This window comes from Nocardia wallacei (assembly GCF_029869545.1).
Lineage (GTDB): Bacteria > Actinomycetota > Actinomycetes > Mycobacteriales > Mycobacteriaceae > Nocardia > Nocardia wallacei_A.
This window is the reverse complement of sequence record NZ_JARWQD010000313.1, coordinates 1-17,842: the sequence shown is the minus strand read 5'-3', so window position 1 is coordinate 17,842 and position 17,842 is coordinate 1. Positions and strand designations below refer to the sequence as shown.

General features: G+C 68.8%; 20 protein-coding genes and 3 pseudogenes. 9 read left to right on the top strand and 14 right to left on the bottom strand.

Translation table 11 applies throughout. The features are described from left to right. Positions 1-19: 19 nt before the first annotated feature. The 4 genes from QH290_RS28420 to QH290_RS28405 all read right to left on the bottom strand — a co-directional run bounded on the left by QH290_RS28420 (position 20) and on the right by QH290_RS28405 (position 2,804). Positions 20-934, bottom strand: coding sequence for a ferredoxin family protein (locus QH290_RS28420; protein ID WP_280261936.1), 915 nt, complete (start codon positions 932-934; stop codon positions 20-22). Then, complete coding sequence (locus QH290_RS28415) at positions 934-1,494, bottom strand: YdeI/OmpD-associated family protein (protein WP_280261935.1); 561 nt, start codon at positions 1,492-1,494, stop codon at positions 934-936. Before QH290_RS28415 ends, QH290_RS28420 begins: the two co-directional genes overlap by 1 nt. A gap of 27 nt (positions 1,495-1,521) precedes the next feature. Next, on the bottom strand, positions 1,522-2,289 hold the full coding sequence (locus QH290_RS28410) for an alpha/beta fold hydrolase (RefSeq protein ID WP_280261933.1): 768 nt from the start codon (positions 2,287-2,289) through the stop codon (positions 1,522-1,524). Between the two features lie 80 nt (positions 2,290-2,369). Then, complete coding sequence (locus QH290_RS28405; protein WP_280386244.1) at positions 2,370-2,804, bottom strand: tautomerase family protein; 435 nt, start codon at positions 2,802-2,804, stop codon at positions 2,370-2,372. An 81-nt stretch (positions 2,805-2,885) separates the two neighbouring features. Between QH290_RS28405 and QH290_RS28400 the strand changes: the two genes are divergently transcribed. Beyond that, entirely contained in the window at positions 2,886-3,401 is a 516-nt protein-coding gene (locus tag QH290_RS28400) for a winged helix-turn-helix transcriptional regulator (RefSeq protein WP_280386242.1), read from the top strand. 176 nt (positions 3,402-3,577) lie between these two features. Next, complete coding sequence (locus tag QH290_RS28395) at positions 3,578-4,282, top strand: class I SAM-dependent DNA methyltransferase (protein ID WP_280386240.1); 705 nt, start codon at positions 3,578-3,580, stop codon at positions 4,280-4,282. Between the two features lie 23 nt (positions 4,283-4,305). On the opposite strand, the gene QH290_RS28390 is transcribed toward QH290_RS28395, so the two are convergent. Both QH290_RS28390 and QH290_RS28385 read right to left on the bottom strand, forming a co-directional pair. Continuing rightward, the gene (locus QH290_RS28390; protein ID WP_280386238.1) at positions 4,306-6,189 is read right to left on the bottom strand and encodes a Y-family DNA polymerase; all 1,884 of its coding nucleotides are present in this window, start codon (positions 6,187-6,189) and stop codon (positions 4,306-4,308) included. Positions 6,190-6,382: 193 nt separating this feature from the next. Continuing rightward, positions 6,383-7,108 carry a hypothetical protein gene (locus QH290_RS28385; protein ID WP_280386236.1) on the bottom strand — a complete coding sequence of 242 codons (726 nt, stop codon included), beginning with the start codon at positions 7,106-7,108 and terminating at the stop codon, positions 6,383-6,385. Positions 7,109-7,367: 259 nt separating this feature from the next. Here QH290_RS28385 and QH290_RS28380 point away from each other — a divergent pair, with 259 nt between their 5' ends. Beyond that, complete coding sequence (locus QH290_RS28380) at positions 7,368-8,498, top strand: serine/threonine-protein kinase (RefSeq protein ID WP_280261921.1); 1,131 nt, start codon at positions 7,368-7,370, stop codon at positions 8,496-8,498. On the opposite strand, the gene QH290_RS28375 is transcribed toward QH290_RS28380, so the two are convergent. Further along, entirely contained in the window at positions 8,499-9,137 is a 639-nt protein-coding gene (locus QH290_RS28375) for a response regulator (RefSeq protein ID WP_280261954.1), read from the bottom strand. It abuts the gene before it with no gap. A gap of 167 nt (positions 9,138-9,304) precedes the next feature. Here QH290_RS28375 and QH290_RS28370 point away from each other — a divergent pair, with 167 nt between their 5' ends. After that, on the top strand, positions 9,305-9,838 hold the full coding sequence (locus QH290_RS28370) for a GrpB family protein (RefSeq protein ID WP_280261919.1): 534 nt from the start codon (positions 9,305-9,307) through the stop codon (positions 9,836-9,838). 6 nt (positions 9,839-9,844) lie between these two features. Here QH290_RS28370 and QH290_RS28365 read toward each other — a convergent pair whose 3' ends face one another. From QH290_RS28365 to QH290_RS28355, 3 genes are read right to left on the bottom strand one after another with little or no spacing between them, the layout of a single operon-like run. Continuing rightward, positions 9,845-10,237, bottom strand: a complete 393-nt coding sequence (locus tag QH290_RS28365) for a TA system VapC family ribonuclease toxin (protein ID WP_280261917.1) — start codon at positions 10,235-10,237, stop codon at positions 9,845-9,847. Next, positions 10,234-10,458, bottom strand: coding sequence for an antitoxin (locus QH290_RS28360; protein WP_280261915.1), 225 nt, complete (start codon positions 10,456-10,458; stop codon positions 10,234-10,236). Before QH290_RS28360 ends, QH290_RS28365 begins: the two co-directional genes overlap by 4 nt. A gap of 15 nt (positions 10,459-10,473) precedes the next feature. After that, complete coding sequence (locus tag QH290_RS28355) at positions 10,474-11,808, bottom strand: ATP-binding protein (protein ID WP_280386233.1); 1,335 nt, start codon at positions 11,806-11,808, stop codon at positions 10,474-10,476. A gap of 210 nt (positions 11,809-12,018) precedes the next feature. Here QH290_RS28355 and QH290_RS28350 point away from each other — a divergent pair, with 210 nt between their 5' ends. Together QH290_RS28350 and QH290_RS28345 are read left to right on the top strand one after the other, a co-directional pair. Then, positions 12,019-13,575 carry a PspC domain-containing protein gene (locus QH290_RS28350; RefSeq protein WP_280386232.1) on the top strand — a complete coding sequence of 519 codons (1,557 nt, stop codon included), beginning with the start codon at positions 12,019-12,021 and terminating at the stop codon, positions 13,573-13,575. After that, entirely contained in the window at positions 13,568-13,774 is a 207-nt protein-coding gene (locus QH290_RS28345; protein WP_280386230.1) for a hypothetical protein, read from the top strand. The genes QH290_RS28350 and QH290_RS28345 overlap by 8 nt, the downstream gene beginning before the upstream one ends. A gap of 62 nt (positions 13,775-13,836) precedes the next feature. Here the strand turns inward: QH290_RS28345 and QH290_RS28340 are convergent, their stop codons facing one another. Continuing rightward, positions 13,837-14,301 (bottom strand): guanyl-specific ribonuclease, encoded by a 465-nt coding sequence (locus QH290_RS28340; RefSeq protein ID WP_280386228.1) that lies wholly within the window; start codon positions 14,299-14,301, stop codon positions 13,837-13,839. A gap of 18 nt (positions 14,302-14,319) precedes the next feature. On the opposite strand from QH290_RS28340, the pseudogene QH290_RS38305 reads away from it, so the two are divergent. Continuing rightward, a pseudogene (locus QH290_RS38305) lies at positions 14,320-14,757 on the top strand (hypothetical protein); the annotation flags it as partial. Between the two features lie 420 nt (positions 14,758-15,177). Beyond that, a pseudogene (locus tag QH290_RS38300) lies at positions 15,178-15,639 on the top strand (M13-type metalloendopeptidase); the annotation flags it as partial. A 32-nt stretch (positions 15,640-15,671) separates the two neighbouring features. On the opposite strand, the pseudogene QH290_RS28330 reads toward QH290_RS38300, so the two are convergent. Further along, positions 15,672-15,851: pseudogene (locus QH290_RS28330) on the bottom strand (ribonuclease domain-containing protein); the annotation flags it as partial. 281 nt (positions 15,852-16,132) lie between these two features. On the opposite strand from QH290_RS28330, the gene QH290_RS38225 reads away from it, so the two are divergent. Next, positions 16,133-16,354: a Clp protease N-terminal domain-containing protein gene (locus tag QH290_RS38225; protein WP_425301541.1), complete on the top strand. Its 222-nt coding sequence runs from the start codon at positions 16,133-16,135 to the stop codon at positions 16,352-16,354. A gap of 80 nt (positions 16,355-16,434) precedes the next feature. Here the strand turns inward: QH290_RS38225 and QH290_RS28325 are convergent, their stop codons facing one another. Together QH290_RS28325 and QH290_RS28320 are read right to left on the bottom strand one after the other, a co-directional pair. Further along, on the bottom strand, positions 16,435-16,698 hold the full coding sequence (locus tag QH290_RS28325; protein WP_280264225.1) for a hypothetical protein: 264 nt from the start codon (positions 16,696-16,698) through the stop codon (positions 16,435-16,437). A 142-nt stretch (positions 16,699-16,840) separates the two neighbouring features. Then, positions 16,841-17,770, bottom strand: coding sequence for an ABC transporter ATP-binding protein (locus QH290_RS28320; RefSeq protein WP_280386226.1), 930 nt, complete (start codon positions 17,768-17,770; stop codon positions 16,841-16,843). Between the last annotated feature and the right edge of the window lie 72 nt (positions 17,771-17,842).

Below are 17,842 nucleotides of genomic sequence, written 5' to 3'. Positions count from 1 at the left end.
GTCGTCCCCTGGCCGCCGGTCAGAACAGTGCGCGGGGTGGGTCCGCGATGACCGCGGTGGCCGGTTTGGGGGCGGCGCCACAGCTGGCCTGGCGGGGAGCGTGGGCGACGGTGTGGGCCGTCACCTGCCAGCGGCGGCCGTCGCGGTGGGTGACGAGTGCGGCACCGGCGACGGTGGCCGGGTCGCCCGGCGCATCGCCCGCCTCGGCGGAGACCACGGTGAGATCGTCGGCGGCGGCCGGAACCCGTTCGCGCACCGCGATTTCCGCGACCTGCTCGACCGGGGAATAGCAACTGCGCCCCCGGAACCCCTCGAGCGATATCGCGTTGCGGTCGGCGGCGGCCACGGCCTCGACGGCACCGTCGCCGTCCACCCGTCCGTAGGTCAGCCCGGTGGGCAGCAGGACCACCGCGGGCGCGAACCGGTGGCCGCCGGTGTGCGAGCACTCCCAGACCCGGTCCGGATACTGTGCGGCGAGCCGGGCCGCGATCGGGCGGCCGAGCCGCGCGCAGCACAGATCGCGCTTGCCGTGGGCGCACACCAGTACCGGATCGTCCACGGGCACACCGATTCCCGGCGCCGGGCCGTTCAGCAGGTGCAGGTCCAGATCCAGCAGCTGCTTCAGATCGGTGATCTCGAGCCGTTCGCACCAGGAACCCCGCGGCCGGGAGCTGGCGATGAGAACCGTTCGCGCACCGGTGGATTCATTGCGTCCCGGGCGCCGGATCAGGGTCGGGCGCACCCGGGCGGCCTTGGTGCGCGCCGCCAGTTCGGCGGTGATCTCGGGCCCCAGGACCTCGTCGCCGATCACGTCGCGGCCCCACGCCCCGGGATGCTCGACACACAGCCACCCGGTGACGTGAGTAGCGCTGCCCGGCAACGGAATATCGACGGCCGCGGCGGCGGAACACGACAGTCCCTCGAATCCGGTCATCAGAACCTTTGCCCCGCAGCCAGCTTGCCGATGATCTGCTCCAACCGCCGCGCCCGCGTCTCCGGCCGCACCGCGTTGCCGAGGTGATAGCCGATCGCGGCCCGGGACTGGGCGTCGAGGGTTTCGAAGAAGGCGGCGGCCTTCGGATCGGCCGCCAGCGCATCGACGAAATCCTGTGGGAGCCTGCGCCCGTAGGCATTGGCCCAGCGCCCGTCGAGCTTGGCCCGCTCGATCTCCGCATGCCCGGCCGGATGCATGAGCCCCTGCTCGATCAGCTCCTCGACCAGGCCGATATTGCGCTGCGACCACGGACTGCGACGACGGCGCGGGGTGAAGCCGACCATCCAGTAATCGTCGTCGAGGGAGCGGGCCTGCCCATCGATCCAGCCGAAACACAGCGCCTGCCGCAACGCGCCCGCGTGATCGAGGGACGCCACCCCCGAGCCCCGCTTCGCGAACTTCAGCCAGATGCCGTCGACGGCGGCGTGGTTGGCCTCCAGCCATTCGCGAAACGACTGCTCATCGGCGAAGAACAGCGTCGGACGATCCAGGGTGGACATCGTTTTACTGTAGAAGCACCGGCCGCGTCAGTGGCCGAGGAAGGGCAGCGTCGCCTCGGCGAATTGCCGGTAGCGGTCGCGGTGGATGCTGTGGCCGCAATCGAAGGCGCAGACCGTGCAGGCGGGGACGGCGGCGCGGAACAGCTCCAGCTTCTCCGGGTCGACCATGCCGCCCGGGCCGCCGCGCAGCATCAGGGTGGGCGCGGTGATCTCCGGCAGCCGGTCCCACCACTGCGGATTCGGCTTGCGGAACTGCTCCAGCGCGATCCGGGTCATCGATCGGTCGAATGCCAGCACCGCCTGCGGATGCCGGATCAGGCTGGTGGTGGCGTGCCACAGCTCCGGCACGGTGGGCAGGCGGCGGGTGAGGGTGAGCTGTTCGTCGCCGGAGCGCAGCGGCAGCGGCTGCTCCTCGATCACCAGGCGGCGCACCAGGTCGGGGCGCTCGATCGCCACGCACGACACCGCGTACCCGCCGAGCGAATGCCCCACCATGTCCACGGTGGTCAGGCCGAGCCGGTCACACAGCCGCAGGACATCCGCGCCGAACTCGTCGAACAGATAGGAATCGGTGTGCGCGCTGCGGCCGTGGCCGCGCAGATCCGGGATGATCACCCGGCGCCCCAGCCGCACCAGGCGCCGGGCGAACCGGTCCCAGGTGTGCCCGTCCCCGCCCATGCCGTGCACCAGCAGGACGGGAACGGCGGACAGCGGGTGCGTAGCGGCCGACGGACCGGAGTCGCGATAGGCGATCGACACGCCGTCCAGCGGCACCCGGGTAACGGTCGACTCCACGATCTGCCAGGGTACGGGTTCCACGGGCCCGCCGCCGCAGGTTGTGCGCGGCACCATAGGTGAGCTGGGGCGGTGTCGACCTAACCGGCGGATACCAGGGCTGCGATGTCCTCGATGCGCACGATCTCCCCGCGCGCACCCCAGTTGCCCTCCGGGACCTCGTTGATGTGCACCCACGCGGTGGCGGCCTCGGTGAAGCGGGCCGGATCCTCGTCGGCGTCCGCGAGCACCCGGGTGACTCGCCGCACGATGTCGCGGCGCTTGTCGTCGCTCATCGAACCGGCCGGAACACCCACCCGCACCACATATTTCGGCTTCTCCCCGGCGGGCAGCCGTCGGCCGCCCACGAACCAGGCGTCGATCTCGTTGACCACCAGCCACGAGATGGACCGGGCCGCCTCGGTGTCCGGCGCGCCCTCCGCGAGCATCACCTCCGACACCAGTCGGCCGCCGATCTTCTCGCGGCGCTCCTGGTCGAGCGAGCCCTTGGGAACGAACAACTCCACGAACGGCATTAGTAAGTCCTTTCATTGAACTCTTACCGTCGACACGGTACGCCCCGTGAGTTCAATGAATCAACCCTCTAGACTGGGTACATGCAACGGACCAGCTTCGCGGAGATGCACTGCTCGATCGGGCAGTCCCTGGAACGCATCGGGGAATGGTGGACGCCGCTGATCGTGCGGGACGTCTACCTCGGCCTGCACCGGTTCGACGACATCGCCGAGAACCTCGGGATCTCGCGCAACCTGCTCACCCGGCGGCTCGAGACGCTGGTCGCCGACGGCATCGTGGAGCGCCGGGCCTACCGGGAGCGCCCGCTGCGGCACGAATACCACCTCACCGCGGCCGGTCTCGAGCTCGTACCGGTGCTGATGGCGCTGATGGCCTGGGGCGACAAGTGGGCGACCCCGCCGGGCGGGCCGCCGGTGCGGCTGGTGCACCGCGAATGCGGGGCGCAATTCACGCCGCAGGTCTGCTGTTCGGAGTGCGGGGAGCCTGCCATCGCGACGAATACGACGGCGCTGGCCGGGCCCGGGGCGGCGTCCGGACCGGGCACCCGGGTGCTGGCCCGTCGCAGCGGGGTGGGACCGGCAGACATCGAATCCTGAACCGGTGCAAAGATATTCGCTGGCCCACCAAGCAGGCCCGGGCTTGCCGGCGATGGCCGCGCCGGGTTCAGGTGCGTGCCCGCCACACGGATAGGCGGGAGAGGGATGCCCGCCGGAGGGTGCGGCGAGCGAAAATACTTGGCAGGTACCCGGTGCGGCGCGCGATACTGCGGCGCATGCCGACCTTCGCGGATTTCGATCGACGCAACTATCGCACCGTCGACGTCGCCACGGGCTACGACGGGTGGGCGCCCACCTACGAGCAGACCGTCATGGACGAGATGGACCTCGCGCTGCTGAACCGGCTGCGGCGACCGGAGTGGGGCCGGATGCGCCGCGCCGCCGACCTGGGCTGCGGCACCGGGCGGACCGGCGCGTGGCTGAGCGGGCAGGGCGTCGCGCACATCGACGGGGTCGACCTGAGCGAGGGCATGCTGTCGCGCGCCCGCGAGCGCGGCGTGCACACCACCCTGACGCATGGCGATGTGCGTGACACCGGATTGGCAAGCGGCACATACGATCTGGTGATCTCGTCGCTGATCGACGAGCACCTGCCCGACCTGGCGCCGTTCTACGCCGAGGCCCACCGGCTGGCCGCGCCCGGCGGCACCTTCGTCCTGGTCAGCTACCACCCGCAGTTCATGATGGCGACCGGTATGCCGACCCACTACACGCCCGAATCCGGTGAGCCGCTGGCGATCAGCACCCATCTGCACCTGTTCAGCGAGCATGTGACCGCCGGGGTGGCGGCGGGCTGGCGCCTCACCGAATCCGCCGAGGCCCTGATCGACGACACCTGGCTCGCCACCAAGCCCAAGTGGGAACACCTGCGCGGCTACCCGTTCACCATGGCCTGGGTCTGGACCCTCCCCGACCGGTAGGAAGTGCGGGGAGGGTAGCGCGGTTACTCGTACAGTCCCTCGACGTGCCAGGTTCGGTTGTAGCCGAGCAGGAGTAGGACGTTGACGTCGGCGTCCAGGAGTACTTGAGCGCGGACCCTGTAGTCGCCGTCGCCGGTCCACCAGCGCTCGTCGAGCGGCCAGGGGCCCGCCCAGCCGGTGACATCCCAGTGTTTGCCGCTCCAGCGCAACCTGGTCGGGTCGGCGGTGAACAGGCCGCGGTCGGTGATCCACACCGGGGTGCCGTCGGCGGTCTCCAGCACCACCTCGGGGTGGTTGACCAGCACCACGGCGGGCGCGGGTTCGGGCAGCCTGCCGGGCCAGGGCAGCGCCGGGTCGGCGGCGGGCACCCGCTCGTCGCCGAGCGCGACCAGGGTGACGCGTTCGGCCGGGCCGCGACCGCCGCTGAGCACTCCGATCCGCACCGCCTCCCCACCGAGCAGGCCCTGCACGCGGACCAGTGCCCGCCGGGCCCGCTCGTCGCCCTCACCGACACCACCCCACAGCCCGAGCTGCAGCGCCCCCGCCGCCACCACCTCCACCGGCTCCAACCGCAGCAGCGTGATGGGCGCCGTGGGTGCGGTGCCGTGCCGCGAGCCGAAACCCACTCTTCTCGAAGCGCGCCCGGCCCCACGACGCCTCCCCGCACCCGACAAGCCCACGGAACCCGAACCAGCCCAACCATTCACAGAATCCGAGCCAGTCCGACCATTCGCGGAACCCGAAGCGCCCCGACCGTCCACGGAACCCGAACCGGCCCGACCGTCCACGGAACCCGAAGCGGCCCGGCTATTCACCGGAATCGTTTCGGTCCAATTATTCTCCGCTTCTGCCTTCTCGGCGGCACGGCCGTGGACCGGGCCGAATGACGCGTCATCCTCGCCCGGCGCGCTCCGGGCTCGGTGGGTGAGCCAGCCGTCGAGTTGCCAGCGGATTCGGTCCGCCGTGCCCTCCGGGGTGAGGGGTTCCGCGCAGCGCCAGATTCGCGAAAGTTGTTCACCGGCGGCCGTTTCCGCCGTTACCGACAGGCGCGTGCAGGCCACCGATGCGGCGGACAGCTGCGCGTGCAGGCGGGTGGCCAGCAGGCGGCCCGCGAATGCGGCCGCATCGACACGGTCGATCGGCGGATCGCAGCGATACTCCACCGTCAGCTCCGGGGCGGGCGGGCGCGCGGACGGCAGCCGCTCCGGTTCCGCCCGGGCGCAGCGGTGCGCGCGAATCGCGTCGGCGCCGAAGCGGGAGGCGACCTCGGCGGGGGTCAGCGCGGCGAAGTCACCGATCCGGCGTAATCCCAAGCGGTGCAGCAGATCCACCAGATCGGCGCGCTCCGGCGCGGCCAGGCTCGGCTCGACGGCGAGCTCACCCACCGGCAGCGGCGCCAGGAACCGCGCACCGGATCCGGTCGGCACGAGGGCGGCCCGGCGGGCGGCGAGCACCGCCGTGGACAGCTCGTCGGCGATGCCGACCTGGCACTCCACCCCGACCGCGGCGACCGCGTCGACGAGCCGCTCGGCCGCCGCCTCCTCGGATCCGAAGAAGCGGGCGGCGCCGCGCGCGGCCAGCACCAGCAGCCCGGGCCGCAGCACCTCCACGCCGGGCACCGTCGCATCAACGGCCGCCACCACCGGCTCGAACAGCCTGGCATCGCGATCCGGATCCGACTGCGCCACAAACAGATCCGGGCAGCGCGCCTGCGCCTCCCGGCGTTTGAGCCCGCGCTGCACGCCCGCGGCCCGCGCCACCGCCGAACACGCCACCACCCGGTTCGCGTGCAGCACCACCACCGGCCGCGTGGGCGGAACGTCGGCCACCGCGGCCGCCGCGGCGGCGGGCCAGTCCGGGCACCACAGCGCCAGCACCCGGGAAACGCGCCGCGCACTCAGCCGCATCGGCGAACCGCCCCGCCGCAGCGCCGCCGACCTCCCGGGCAGCTCAGAGATTGAGACTCCGCGGCCCGGGCGCCGCCGCGGCAGCAGGTCGCCGGTTCAGGCATGACGCTCGCTACCTCGAGAGCCGGTGGGATGGGGCTCGGCGACCGCCCCCGGCGGCTGCGACAGCCGCGCGCACGGCGGCGACCGTCGCTCACGAGGCGGCCTCGCGCACCGTCTCCAGCCGCTGCGGCCGACTGTCCTGCGCCGCAACCCATTCGACGCGCCCGTCCGCGGAACTCAGCTCGAGGCAACCCGTGCGGGGCGGGGCCGAGCGCCCGCGCACGCGCACATCCAGGCGCAAGGTGCGCAGGCGGCCGCAGCCGCGCCCCAGGCCGTCGTAGCCGGCGATGCGGGTGTCGATGCGCAGCGTGGACCCGCTCCAGGCGCCGCCGGTCACCACGAGCGTGGATCCCTTGCTGCGGGCACGCGCGGCGAGCACGCGAGTTCGGCTGGGCGGCACCGACAGACCACCCAGCCCGATCACCACCAGATCCAAGCCATCGAGCAACACGGCAGCGACCTCCACCGGATCCGGTCCGGGATCGGGGACGACGGCCAGCCTTCCCAGTTGAGCCCCCATCTCCGCCGCGGCGAGCAGGCCGAGCCGGGGCAGACCGACCACCGCGGCATGCCCGCCACCGGCCGTCACCGCGGCCAGCAAACCGGCCAGCAGCGAACCCGACCCCGCGTACTCGACCACCGAACCTTTCGCCAGACCGCCCTCCGGCAGCAGCTCCACCAGCGGCGACGGCACCGGCAACGGTTCTCGGTGCAAGGCTGGGCGCGGCGCCGCACCCGCACCACGCGCCGGAACGGCCGCCATTCGCCGCCGCAGCTCCGCCAGCCGCTCGGACTTCGCCTCTCCAGCCGAATCCATCCTCGACCACCTATCTCCCACCGAGTGGACTCCACCGTCCGGCCGCGGCACCCGCGCGACTGCGCGAGCGGCCCCGCCGGGCCGATCCGGCACCGGATCCCGCCGACTCCAGCACCGATTCAGCTATCGATACTAGTCGAATATACGTTCGACTCATCTTCAGTAGAACCCCACCCCCCAGCCACGTCAAGCGGCACTCGCGCGAATCCCGGAGTTCCGAAGCAGGCCAGTCAGGACGGTTTTCCGCTATCCTCGCGCCGTGACCGAACGCGCCCGCCCTTTCGTCGGCCCCGACTATCTGGTCGCCGGCCGCTACCGCCTGCAGTCGAAGCTGGGCGGCGGCGGCATGGGCGCCGTGTGGCTGGCACACGACCGGCTGCTCGACCGCGACGTCGCCATCAAACAGGTACTGTCCACGGCCGGACTCAGTGAGGAGGAGGCCACCGCGGTCCGCAACCGGATCATCCACGAGGGCCGGGTCGCCGCGAAGCTGTCGCACGAGCACGCCATCGCCGTCTACGACGTGGTGCTCGAGGCGGGCGAGCCGTGGCTGGTGATGGAGTACCTACCCTCGCGCAGCGTCGCCAAGGCGCTCGCACTGGCGGATACGCTGTCGCCGATCGAGGTGGCACAGATCGGCGCGCAGGTCGCCGACGCGCTGGCCGCCGCGCACAGCGCCGGCATCACCCACCGAGACATCAAGCCGGGCAACATCCTCGTCGCCGACCGCGGGGCCGAGGTGGGCAAGGTGAAGCTCAGCGACTTCGGCATCTCGCGCGGCACCGGAGACCCCCACGACGAGCTGGACGACGTGATCACCGGGACCCCGGCCTACCTGCCGCCGGAGGTGGCACGCGGGTCCCGGCCGACCGAGGCCAGCGACGTATTCTCCCTCGGCGCAACGCTGTACACCGCGATCGAGGGCCAGCCGCCCTACGGCTTCGACGACGACAACGACGTGATCGTCGAGCGCGCCGCGATGGCGCAGATCATTCCGCCCAGCCGCAGCGGGACGCTCACCGCGGCGCTGCTGCACATGATGGAGCCCGCCCCGCAGCGACGCCCGACCATGGCCGAGGCGCGCGACGAAATCCTCACCGCCGCTTTCGGTCCCGGCACCGGGCCCTACATTCTCGGCGCGCCCGTCCGCACCGAGGACGGCACCATCCCGGCGTGGGCGGCCCGCAACTCGGCCGCCGGTCTGCGCAGCCCGCACTCCACCCCGCTGCCGCGCCCGCCGCGCGCCACCACACCGAGTGCCCCTGCGCCGCAACAGAAGCTGGGCCTCAACGTGTCGAATCTGGGCCCGAACGCGGCGCCGCTGGCGATCGCGGTGGGGCTGCTGATCGGCCTGCTGATCCTGATCGTGATCCTGGTCGCCGCGCTGTAGTCAGTCGATCCTGCGGCGGTGGGCCCAGCGGGTGAGGGCGTTGCGGTTGGACTGCTGGGTCTTGCGGAGCACGTTGGAGGCGTGGGTTTCCACGGTCTTCACGGAGATGAAGAGGGTTTCGGCGATTTCGCGGTAGGTGTAGCCGCGCGCGAGCAGGCGCAGCACCTCGAGTTCGCGCGGGGTCAGCGAGTCCAGCTCGGGATCCAGCGGCGGCTCCGGGGCCGGTGAGCGGCCGGTGAACGAGTCCAGCACGAAGCCCGCCAGGCGCGGGCTGAACACCGCGTCTCCGCCCGCGACGCGCCGGATGCCGTCGGCCAGTTCGGATCCGGAGATGGTCTTGGTGACATAGCCGCGGGCGCCTGCGCGGATCACCGCGATCACATCCTCGGCGGCGTCGGACACGCTCAGCGCCAGGCACACCGGGCCCTGATCCTCGATGCCCTGCAGCACCGCCACCCCGCCGCCGTCGGGCATGTGCACGTCCAGCAGCACCACGTCCGGGGCGGCGGTCTTGATTCCGGCGATGGCCTCGGACACCGTGCCGGCCTCACCGACCACGTCCATATCGGATTCGCGGCTCAACTCGGCGCGCACGCCGGAGCGGAACACGGCGTGGTCGTCGACCAGAAAGACCCGGATACTCACTGCTCTCCTCACCTCGGGCACAACCGATGGCGGGCGCGACACCGCCCATTCATCGGTACCACACCGTGGGCCCGTGCGCCGCGAACCAGCGCGGTCGGCCGCCGCCGACGGGCGCAACCCCCTGCGGGAGTCCGCGGGCGAGACGTCATACGATGCCTCGAGTGCATATTCGAGTGGTTCCCTACGACCCCGAGTGGCCACGGCGGGCGAATGCGGCGATCGCGGAATTGACCACGGCGCTTCCGGGCCTGTTCCGCGAGATCGAACACCTGGGTAGCACCTCGGTTCCCGGCCTCGCCGCCAAGCCGATCATCGACCTGATGGCCGCGGTCGACGATCTCGACGTGGCGGTCGATCGCGAACACACGCTCGCCGCGCTCGGCTATCACCGCGCGGACAACGGCATGCCCGACCGCCTGTTCTACCCGCGTGCCGACGGATCCGGGCGGCGCACCCATCACCTGCACGTGGTGCGCGCGGCCGAATGGGACGACCAGAACGAGCGCATCCTGCGTGACTACCTGCGCACCCACCCCGATGCGGCCGCCGAGTACGCCGCGCTGAAACAGCAACTGGCCGCAGAGGTTTCCGACCCGGACACCTACACCCGCCGCAAGACCGACCTCATCCAGCGCCTCGTCGACGCGGCCCGCACCGACCTCGGCCTCCCCCTCGTCCCGGTCTGGATCGAATGAGGCGGCCTACTCCAGGAGATCGACCACATCGGGGTGAACCGCGGCCAGCCCCTGATCGAACGTTACGAGCCGACCCCGATGCTCCCGCGCGAGCTGCGCAAGATAAGCGTCGGTCACTTGGCGATGCCCGATGACCGAATCCATCGTCACCTGAGGGAACGAGAGTGAGTCCGGCCAGAACTCGTGCGATTCGTGCGCGGTGACCCCTGCCAGCACCTCCACCGCCGTCTTGGTGTTCTGGCCTTCGCGAATCAGCAGTCGCAGCAGACTTCCCTGAGTAACCGGGCACGTTGCGAACTTGCCGTCCAACTCGCCGAACCACGCCTCCGCCGCTCGGTGGTGTACGTGATTCTCCACCGACAACGCGATCAGAACATTGGCATCCAGCAGGGACGTCACTCGTCCTCCAGCGAGCGGACATCCTCCGATGTGATCACTCTGCCGAGCCGGACGGTGGGCAATCCCGTTCTGGGGCTACGTGCCAGCTCATCGCTGCTCGCCTGAGTCAGGCCCCGGCGGATGAGGCACGTCACCGTCTCGCTCAAGGTCCGATGAGTGTCGCGAGCGATCGCCATTGCCTGCCGGTGCAACTCCTCGGGCAGGTCGATCGTGGTTCGCATCACTGCATCATATCATCATGATGCACTCGCAGCGTTTCGTGATTCACCGGCCTCATCCAGGTGGGCGCTGATCTCATCCGTCACCGCCTCGCCCGCTGCGTCCTGCCCCTCGGAATCGGTGCGGGGCAGGATGATCCGGACCTCGGTGCCGCGGCCCGGGGTGGACTGGATCTCCACGGTGCCGCCGCGGCGCTCGATGCGGGCGCGGATGGATTTGGCCAGGCCCTGACGGTCGGCGGGGACATCGGCCGGGTCGAAGCCCGAGCCGCGGTCGCGCACGAAGATGCTCACCTGATGGGGCTCCACCTCGGCGAACAGGTCGATGGTGGGGACGCCGGCGTGTTTGGCGGCGTTCACCAGCGCCTCCCGGGTGGCGCCGAGCAGGGCCGTGAAATGCTCTCGGGGCAGGCCGAATCCGGTCTCGCCCGGGTCCATCGACACATCGCCGACGGTCACCGGCGGCACCTTCACCCCGTACTGGTCCTCCACCTCGCCGGCGATGGTGCGCAGCGCGGCGGCCAGGCTGGACTGGGCGGGCACCGTGTCCTCGAACAGCCACTTGCGCAGCTCGCGCTCCTGGCCGCGGGCCAGCCGCGTGACCTCCTGCGGGTCGTCGGCCTGGCGCTGGATCAGCGCCAGCGTCTGCAGCACCGAATCGTGCAGGTGCGAGGCGATCTCCTCGCGCTCCTCGTTGCGGATGCGGGCGGCGCGCTCGGCGTTGAGTGCGCGCATCATGCGCAGCCACAGCGGCACCGTCAGCAGACCGACTCCGATCAGGGTCACCGCGACGGCGATCAGCGCGGAGCCCAGGGAACTCAGGTTGATACGACCGAGCACCACCACGCCCAGCCCGACCACGATCAGCGTGACCCCGGCGAGTATGCGCGTCCAGGTGAGCACGCTCGGCCGCGCGGGCAGCCCGAGAATCGACCGCGGCCCCTCCGCGTCGAACTCCCGCCACACCAGCGCCGCGCCGACCGCGACCACGATGATGGGCCCCACCACCCGGGCCGCGGTGCCGCTGAACGCCCACGACATCGACACCGCCAGCGCCAGCCCGAGCAGTATCAGGCCCACGGCCTGGCGCCGCTCCGAACTCGGCGGCGGCGGGGCATCGGCACCGGCCGGGGTGAAGATCCACAGCATCCCGTAGGCGGCGATGCCCGCGCCCATCAGCGCCGACAGCAATACGAACGCCATCCGCACCTTGAACACGTCGACCCCGAGATGGTCGGCGATACCGCCGGCCACCCCGCCCACGACCCGCCCGCCGGAGCGCCGCAGCAACCGCGGATAGGGCGGCACAGGCGGGACTCCGCGCACATCGAACGCGGGCGTGGACGGGTACATGCCTTCGATACTGGCACGGCCCCCCGACAGCGACCATCGGGAAACACCCCCATTCCACAGTCGGGGCGGGAGGCCATGCGCCGCCCGATCCACGCCACGCATCCGGCCTCGGCGGCTCGGCCGTGCTGTCACCGGCGCACCGAGGTTCAGGCCCGAGATCAGGGTGAACCCCGATGCGTTCCGGCCCTGCCGCTCGCCACCATGGAACCCATGACCAGATCGAGCGGCTGGGCCGGCGGGACCGGCCGGGCGGGATTCAACGACCAACTCCACCACCTGTGGCGAACGCGGCCGCAGCGGCTGCCGCGGCAGGGCCCGATCGCGGGCGTGGCGGCCGGATTCGGGCATCGGTACCACGTGGACCCGGTGCTGGTGCGGGTCGCCTTCGTGGTGTCGTCGCTGTTCGGCGGCGCGGGGATCGTGCTGTACCTGGCGGCCTGGTTGCTGCTGCCCGCGGCCGGAGATCAGGTCTCGGCCACCGAGGGCCTGCTCGGCAAGGGCCACAGCTCCCAGTCACCGACCAAGACGGTCGTGCTGATCGTGGCGCTCGCGATCGCCGTGACCACGATGGGCCCGGTCGGCGTGGGCCTGGGCGGGTCCGGGCTGATCAGCTTCGCGCTGATGCTGGCCGGCTGGTGGCTGCTGTATATGCGGCAGCCGGAGCCACCCGCCGACGGCTACGATCCGCTGCTCGCCGAGGGCGGCATCGCCTCGACCGGCTATCCGGGCACCATGTACCCCGGCGGGTCGCCCTGGGCCGGGCCGATGTACGGGCCGTACACCACGCTGCCCGATCACTACGAACCGGACCAGCCGAAAAACACTGCCCAACAAGATGTTTCAACCGCGGCACCAGAGGACGCTGCCACCGAGGCGATCGGGAAGCAGGCCGACACCGCGGTGCTGCGCACCGAACAGCCCGATTCCGGTGCGGCCCCGGCGGATTCGACCGGGGACGCAAACCCGGTCGCCGACACCGAGGTGATGCCGGGAAAAGAATCAACTCCCGCTGACGAATCCGAGGCCCCGCCCACCACCTCCGCAGCGGCACCTCCACCGCCTTACGACACCCGTACCCGGACGATGCCGGTCCCCGGCCCCACGCCGCCCGGGTGGGATCCGCTGGGCGTGGCCCCGCTCGCGTGGGACCTGCCCGATCCCACCCCGCAACGCCCGCCCGTGATCCCGGCACCGCCCCGGCGCCCTCGTTCCCGGCTCACCCCCATGGTTATCGGCCTGGCGATCCTTGCCGCGGCCGCAGCGGGTGCCGTGGCGGCCGCCGGAGTGGACTGGATGACCCCCGGCCGCATCGGTGCGGTCGCCCTGGCGGTGGTCGGGCTCGGCCTGATCCTGGGCGCGTTCCTGCGACGCGGTTACGGACTGACGGTGGTCCTGGCCCCGCTGGCCGGGTTCGTGATCCTGGCGTCGATGGTCGGACCGGTCGAATTCGACCGTGGCGCAATGGGAGACCATCTGTGGAAACCGGCCACGGTGACGGAACTGAACCCGGACTACCGGGTGAACATGGGTTCGGGCACGCTGGACCTGCGCTCGCTCGCGCTCACCGAGAACCGCACCGTGGACGTCACCGTCCGGATGGGCGACTTCCGGGTGCTGGTACCCGATTCCCTGCGCCTGCAGACCAACTGCACGGCCAAGCTGGGCGACATCGACTGCCCGCGGGGCCTCACCGGCCCCGCCGACGGCCCGGTGCTCACCCTCAACGTCGATGTACATGCCGGAGACGCGGAGGTGAAGCGTGGCTGACAACTCGGAAACCCGTCGGGGACCGTCGTTCTCGCTGCTGCTGGCAGGACTGCTGGGGGTGCTGGTGAGCGTGTGGGCCTTTATCGGCCCGTCCTCGTGGCCCGCCCACAGCATCATCCCGATCGGCTGGATCGTGCTCGCCGCAGCGGTCGTTGTCGGCATCGGCCTGGTGCTCTCGCCCCGCAGGAAGAAGCGCTGACTTCGCACAGCACAAGGGGCTTGGATCCAGATGGACCCAAGCCCCTTGTACTGCAACCGTTGTCAGCGCATCTTGGTGAAACTGCGGTAGTGATCGTCTGTGTACCACGCCGATCCGTCGCTGCCGGTCACGATCCGCTCGGCATCGCGAGACTGCCCGGGCTGCTTCGGATTCACATCCCATTCCCGGTACCGGATGTGATTTCCGGAGCCGTCGTTCTCGGGCAGCTGCCCCTCCCGGTTCTGCCAGGTGCGCCCGCCCTGGGTACCTTCGGCACCGGCCGCATCCGGCCACCGCCCTTCGTCGATGAGCTGCAACGTCTTCCACGCCCGGTCCGGCACGGAGTCGGCAACCAGCCGCACCTCCTCCGCACCCGCCACGACCGACGTGGCCGTACCGTCGTGGACACCCTCGGTCCCAGGCATCAGCACCACGGCCACCGCGGCCAGCAGCGCCATCGTCAATGCCGAGAACGCCGCAAACGGCTTGGCCCACAACCTCTTCGACCGGTCGAATTCTCGATTCATAGGTTTACCTCCCCAACAATGGCCGGGCCGGACGACCCGGCAACTCGCCCGAGCACCGGTGCCACCGTCACACAACGGCACGAATCTCCGCGATACGAAATACGACCTACGGCTTGCCATCGAATGAATACGACTCTCTCGTCGGAGTCCCCGAAGCCGAAGGGGCCGGATCTGTCCGAGGCTGACAACACCATCCGAGCTCAGGACGACCTGTACCTTCACGTCAACGGCACCTGGTTGCGGACCTACCAGCTCCCGCCGGACAAGTCCCGCTATGGCTCATTCGAGGAAATGGACGAGCGCGCCCGCCACAACCTCAAGGCCATCCTGGAGGGCATCGGCGACGACGCTGCGCCGGGCTCACCGGAGCAGAAGCTGCGCGACCTCTACCGCGGCTGTCTCGACATCGACACGATCGAGCGTCGGGGCACGGAGCCGATCGCTGACCTGCTCGCGGCCGTGACCCAAGGACCCAACCCGCTACCTGCCGAGGCTGGCTCAGTCCGGCCTCGGCATGCCGGACGAGGCCTACTACCGCGACCTGCCGAAGGCCCCGATCCGCGACGCCTACCGCACGTATCTGCACAGAAATCGCCGCAGGACACTGGAACCAGGTCGACACCCGCAACGCCGACCGGACCTACAATATCCGCAGTTGGGCTGAGGTGCGCACGCAGGCGCCACTGTGGTGGTCGACGAGCCCTCGTACATCACGGCTTTTGCGCAGCTGTGGGCCGATACCGACGTCGCTGTCTGGCGCGAGTACTTCACGTTGGCCATAGTCCGCGCATTCGCCCCCTTCCTGAAGAGGGACTTCGCCGACGCCGACTTCGACTTCGACTTCGCGGGCAAGACTCTGAAAGGAACACCACGGCGGGCGAGCTGCTCGGCCAGAAATATGTCGCCGAACACTTCCCACCTGAGGCCAAGAAGCAGGCGCTCGACCTCGTCGCCAACCTGCGCGAGGCCTACCGCGAGCGGTTCCAGCGCACCGAATGGATGAGCAAGGCGACTCGCGAGGCCGCCATCGCCAAGCTCGACAAGGTCCAGCCGATGATCGGCTACCCCGACAAGTGGCGCGACTACTCGGACCTCTCCGTCACCAAGGACCGGCTCGTTACCAGTATCCGTGCCGCGAACGTCTTCGAAAGCAGGCGTCAGCTCGCCAAATTGGGCACACCGGTGGACCGGGGCGAGTGGGGAATGACTCCGCAGACCGTCAACGCCTATTACACGGCCGGCATGAACATGATCGTCTTCCCGGCAGGCATCCTGCAGCCGCCGTTCTTCGACCCCGAAGCCGACCCGGCAGTCAACTACGGCGGCATCGGCGCGATGATCGGCCACGAATTGGGCCACGGTTTCGACGATCAGGGTGTTCCGACCGTGCACCACGCCGATCCGTCGCTGCCGGTCACGATCCGCTCGGCATCGCGAGACTGCCCGGGCTGCTTCGGATTCACATCCCATTCCCGGTACCGGATGCGATTTCCGGAGCCGTCATTCTCAGGAAGCTGCCCCTCCCGGTTCTGCCAGGTACGCCCGCCCTGAGCGCGCCGCAAACGGCTTGGCCCACAACCTCCTCGACCGGTCGGATTCTCGATTCATCGGTTACCTCCTCAACAACGGCCGGGCAGGACGACCCGCCGACTTCGCCCGAGCACCGGTGCCACGCTCACACAACGGCACGAATCTCCACGATACGAAATACACGGGTCGATGGTATACGGTAGTACATATATAATGCGGCAGTATGTATTATATTCTAAGATGATTGGAGCTACGACGCACCTGACCTACCGTTCGGCTATTCATCTCGAAAGGACACGTGATGACCTCACCGGCACCCACGCCCCGATATACCAATGTAATTTCCTCCGCCACCAAGATTGCGCAAGATATGGGACATGATCATCTAGGGGTGGAACATCTATTCCTGGCTATCGTCCGTGAGGGAAATTCCCTTCCGGCACTAGTGCTCGGAGAGGCATTGGACCCGAGCGAACTCGACCGGAGGGTGTTGGATCGGATGAGGGCTGCCTATACCGAATAGGCACCGAAACGTGGTGGGTCTACCACGCCGCTGGCGTGGTAGACCCACCTCTGTCATGCGATCAGTCGAAACGCCCGAGTTCAGTCGATCTGAACCCAATGGAAGTAGTCATTTTCGAACTTGCACTCCCAGATCGAACCGTCCGATCCAACAGTCGTCTGACCGTCGTTTCGCTGGTTGCACGGGGTCTTCGGCGGCCCAGGATTGAGCTTTTCCATCGAGTGGCCGACGGTAATCGCGGCCGTGGCCGGAGCCGCATTTGCCGCAGCGGTGCCCGCGATTCCGAACGAACCGATTGCCGCTGCCACCGCGACAGCTACCGGGACCAACTTCATTTTCATCATTTCTTCATTCTCCGAGTCACTGTTTACAAGAGCGGGTCGACCATCGACGATAGACCCTCAACTCACATCTTTCGGGTGCCTGTTGATTCACACTGTGCCGATCAACCGATAATGGCCCACCCCCTTTTCGTCCGAATAAGAGTCAAGACATGGAAGCCATCGGAGCAGCTTGGATCTCGTACATGCTGCGATACTTTCCATCCGGATATCGCATCAGTTCGTCGTGGGTGCCGACTTCCGAAATTCTCCCGTCATCGATCACTACAATCCGGTCCGCGCGCCGTGCATTCATAATTCGATGTGTTATGAATACGACAGCGGTAGCGCCGTGCACGTCCCTGTTGTCGGTCAGGAAACCGAGGACACGACTTTCGGTAGCAGGATCGAGGGCGGAGGTAGCTTCGTCGGCAATTAGCAGCGTTGCGCGACGTATCAGCGCTCGGGCAATGGCCAGTCGCTGCCACTGTCCCATGGAAAGATCCCGCCCGCCGACGAACCGCGCAGACAACAAAGCTTCCATCTTCATGGGCAACTCGTCGATCACGGCATCGGCGCCTGGCACCCGCAGTGCCATGTCCCAGTCGACCCGCCCGCCCGACCGCGTGGGATCTTCGCCGATCGCGATATTGTTTCCTGCCGTAGTCGGCCACTGGGCCGGGCTTTGAGCGATGAAGGAAACCCGCTGCCGAAGATCTCGCTCGCGGACGGTCGAAATATCGACGCCGTCCCACAGCACGGCCCCCTCGGACGGAGGATACAACCCGGCAAGCAGCTTGATCAACGTAGACTTTCCGGATCCATTGTTACCGACTACCGCAACAACCTCGCCCGCACGGATGGTTAGATCAACACCGGACACCGAACGCCTCGAGCCACCCGGATAACTGAACCCGACATTGCGAAGTTCGATGGTTTTCGGCCCTGAATGTACCAGCGAGCCGGCCGCTTCGGGACGGCATCGCTTCCGCGCCTCCCCTAGGAGCTCCTCGTAGAGTTCTATCCCCAGTCCCAACTCCAGGAACTGATACATCGTCGTGGGCCGCGTGGTGACAAAATAGATTGTGAATAGCATTTAGAAGACGGGCGCGCCCGCGAACGCAATAAAAATACATCCGAAATATAACAAATAGAACATAATAACGAA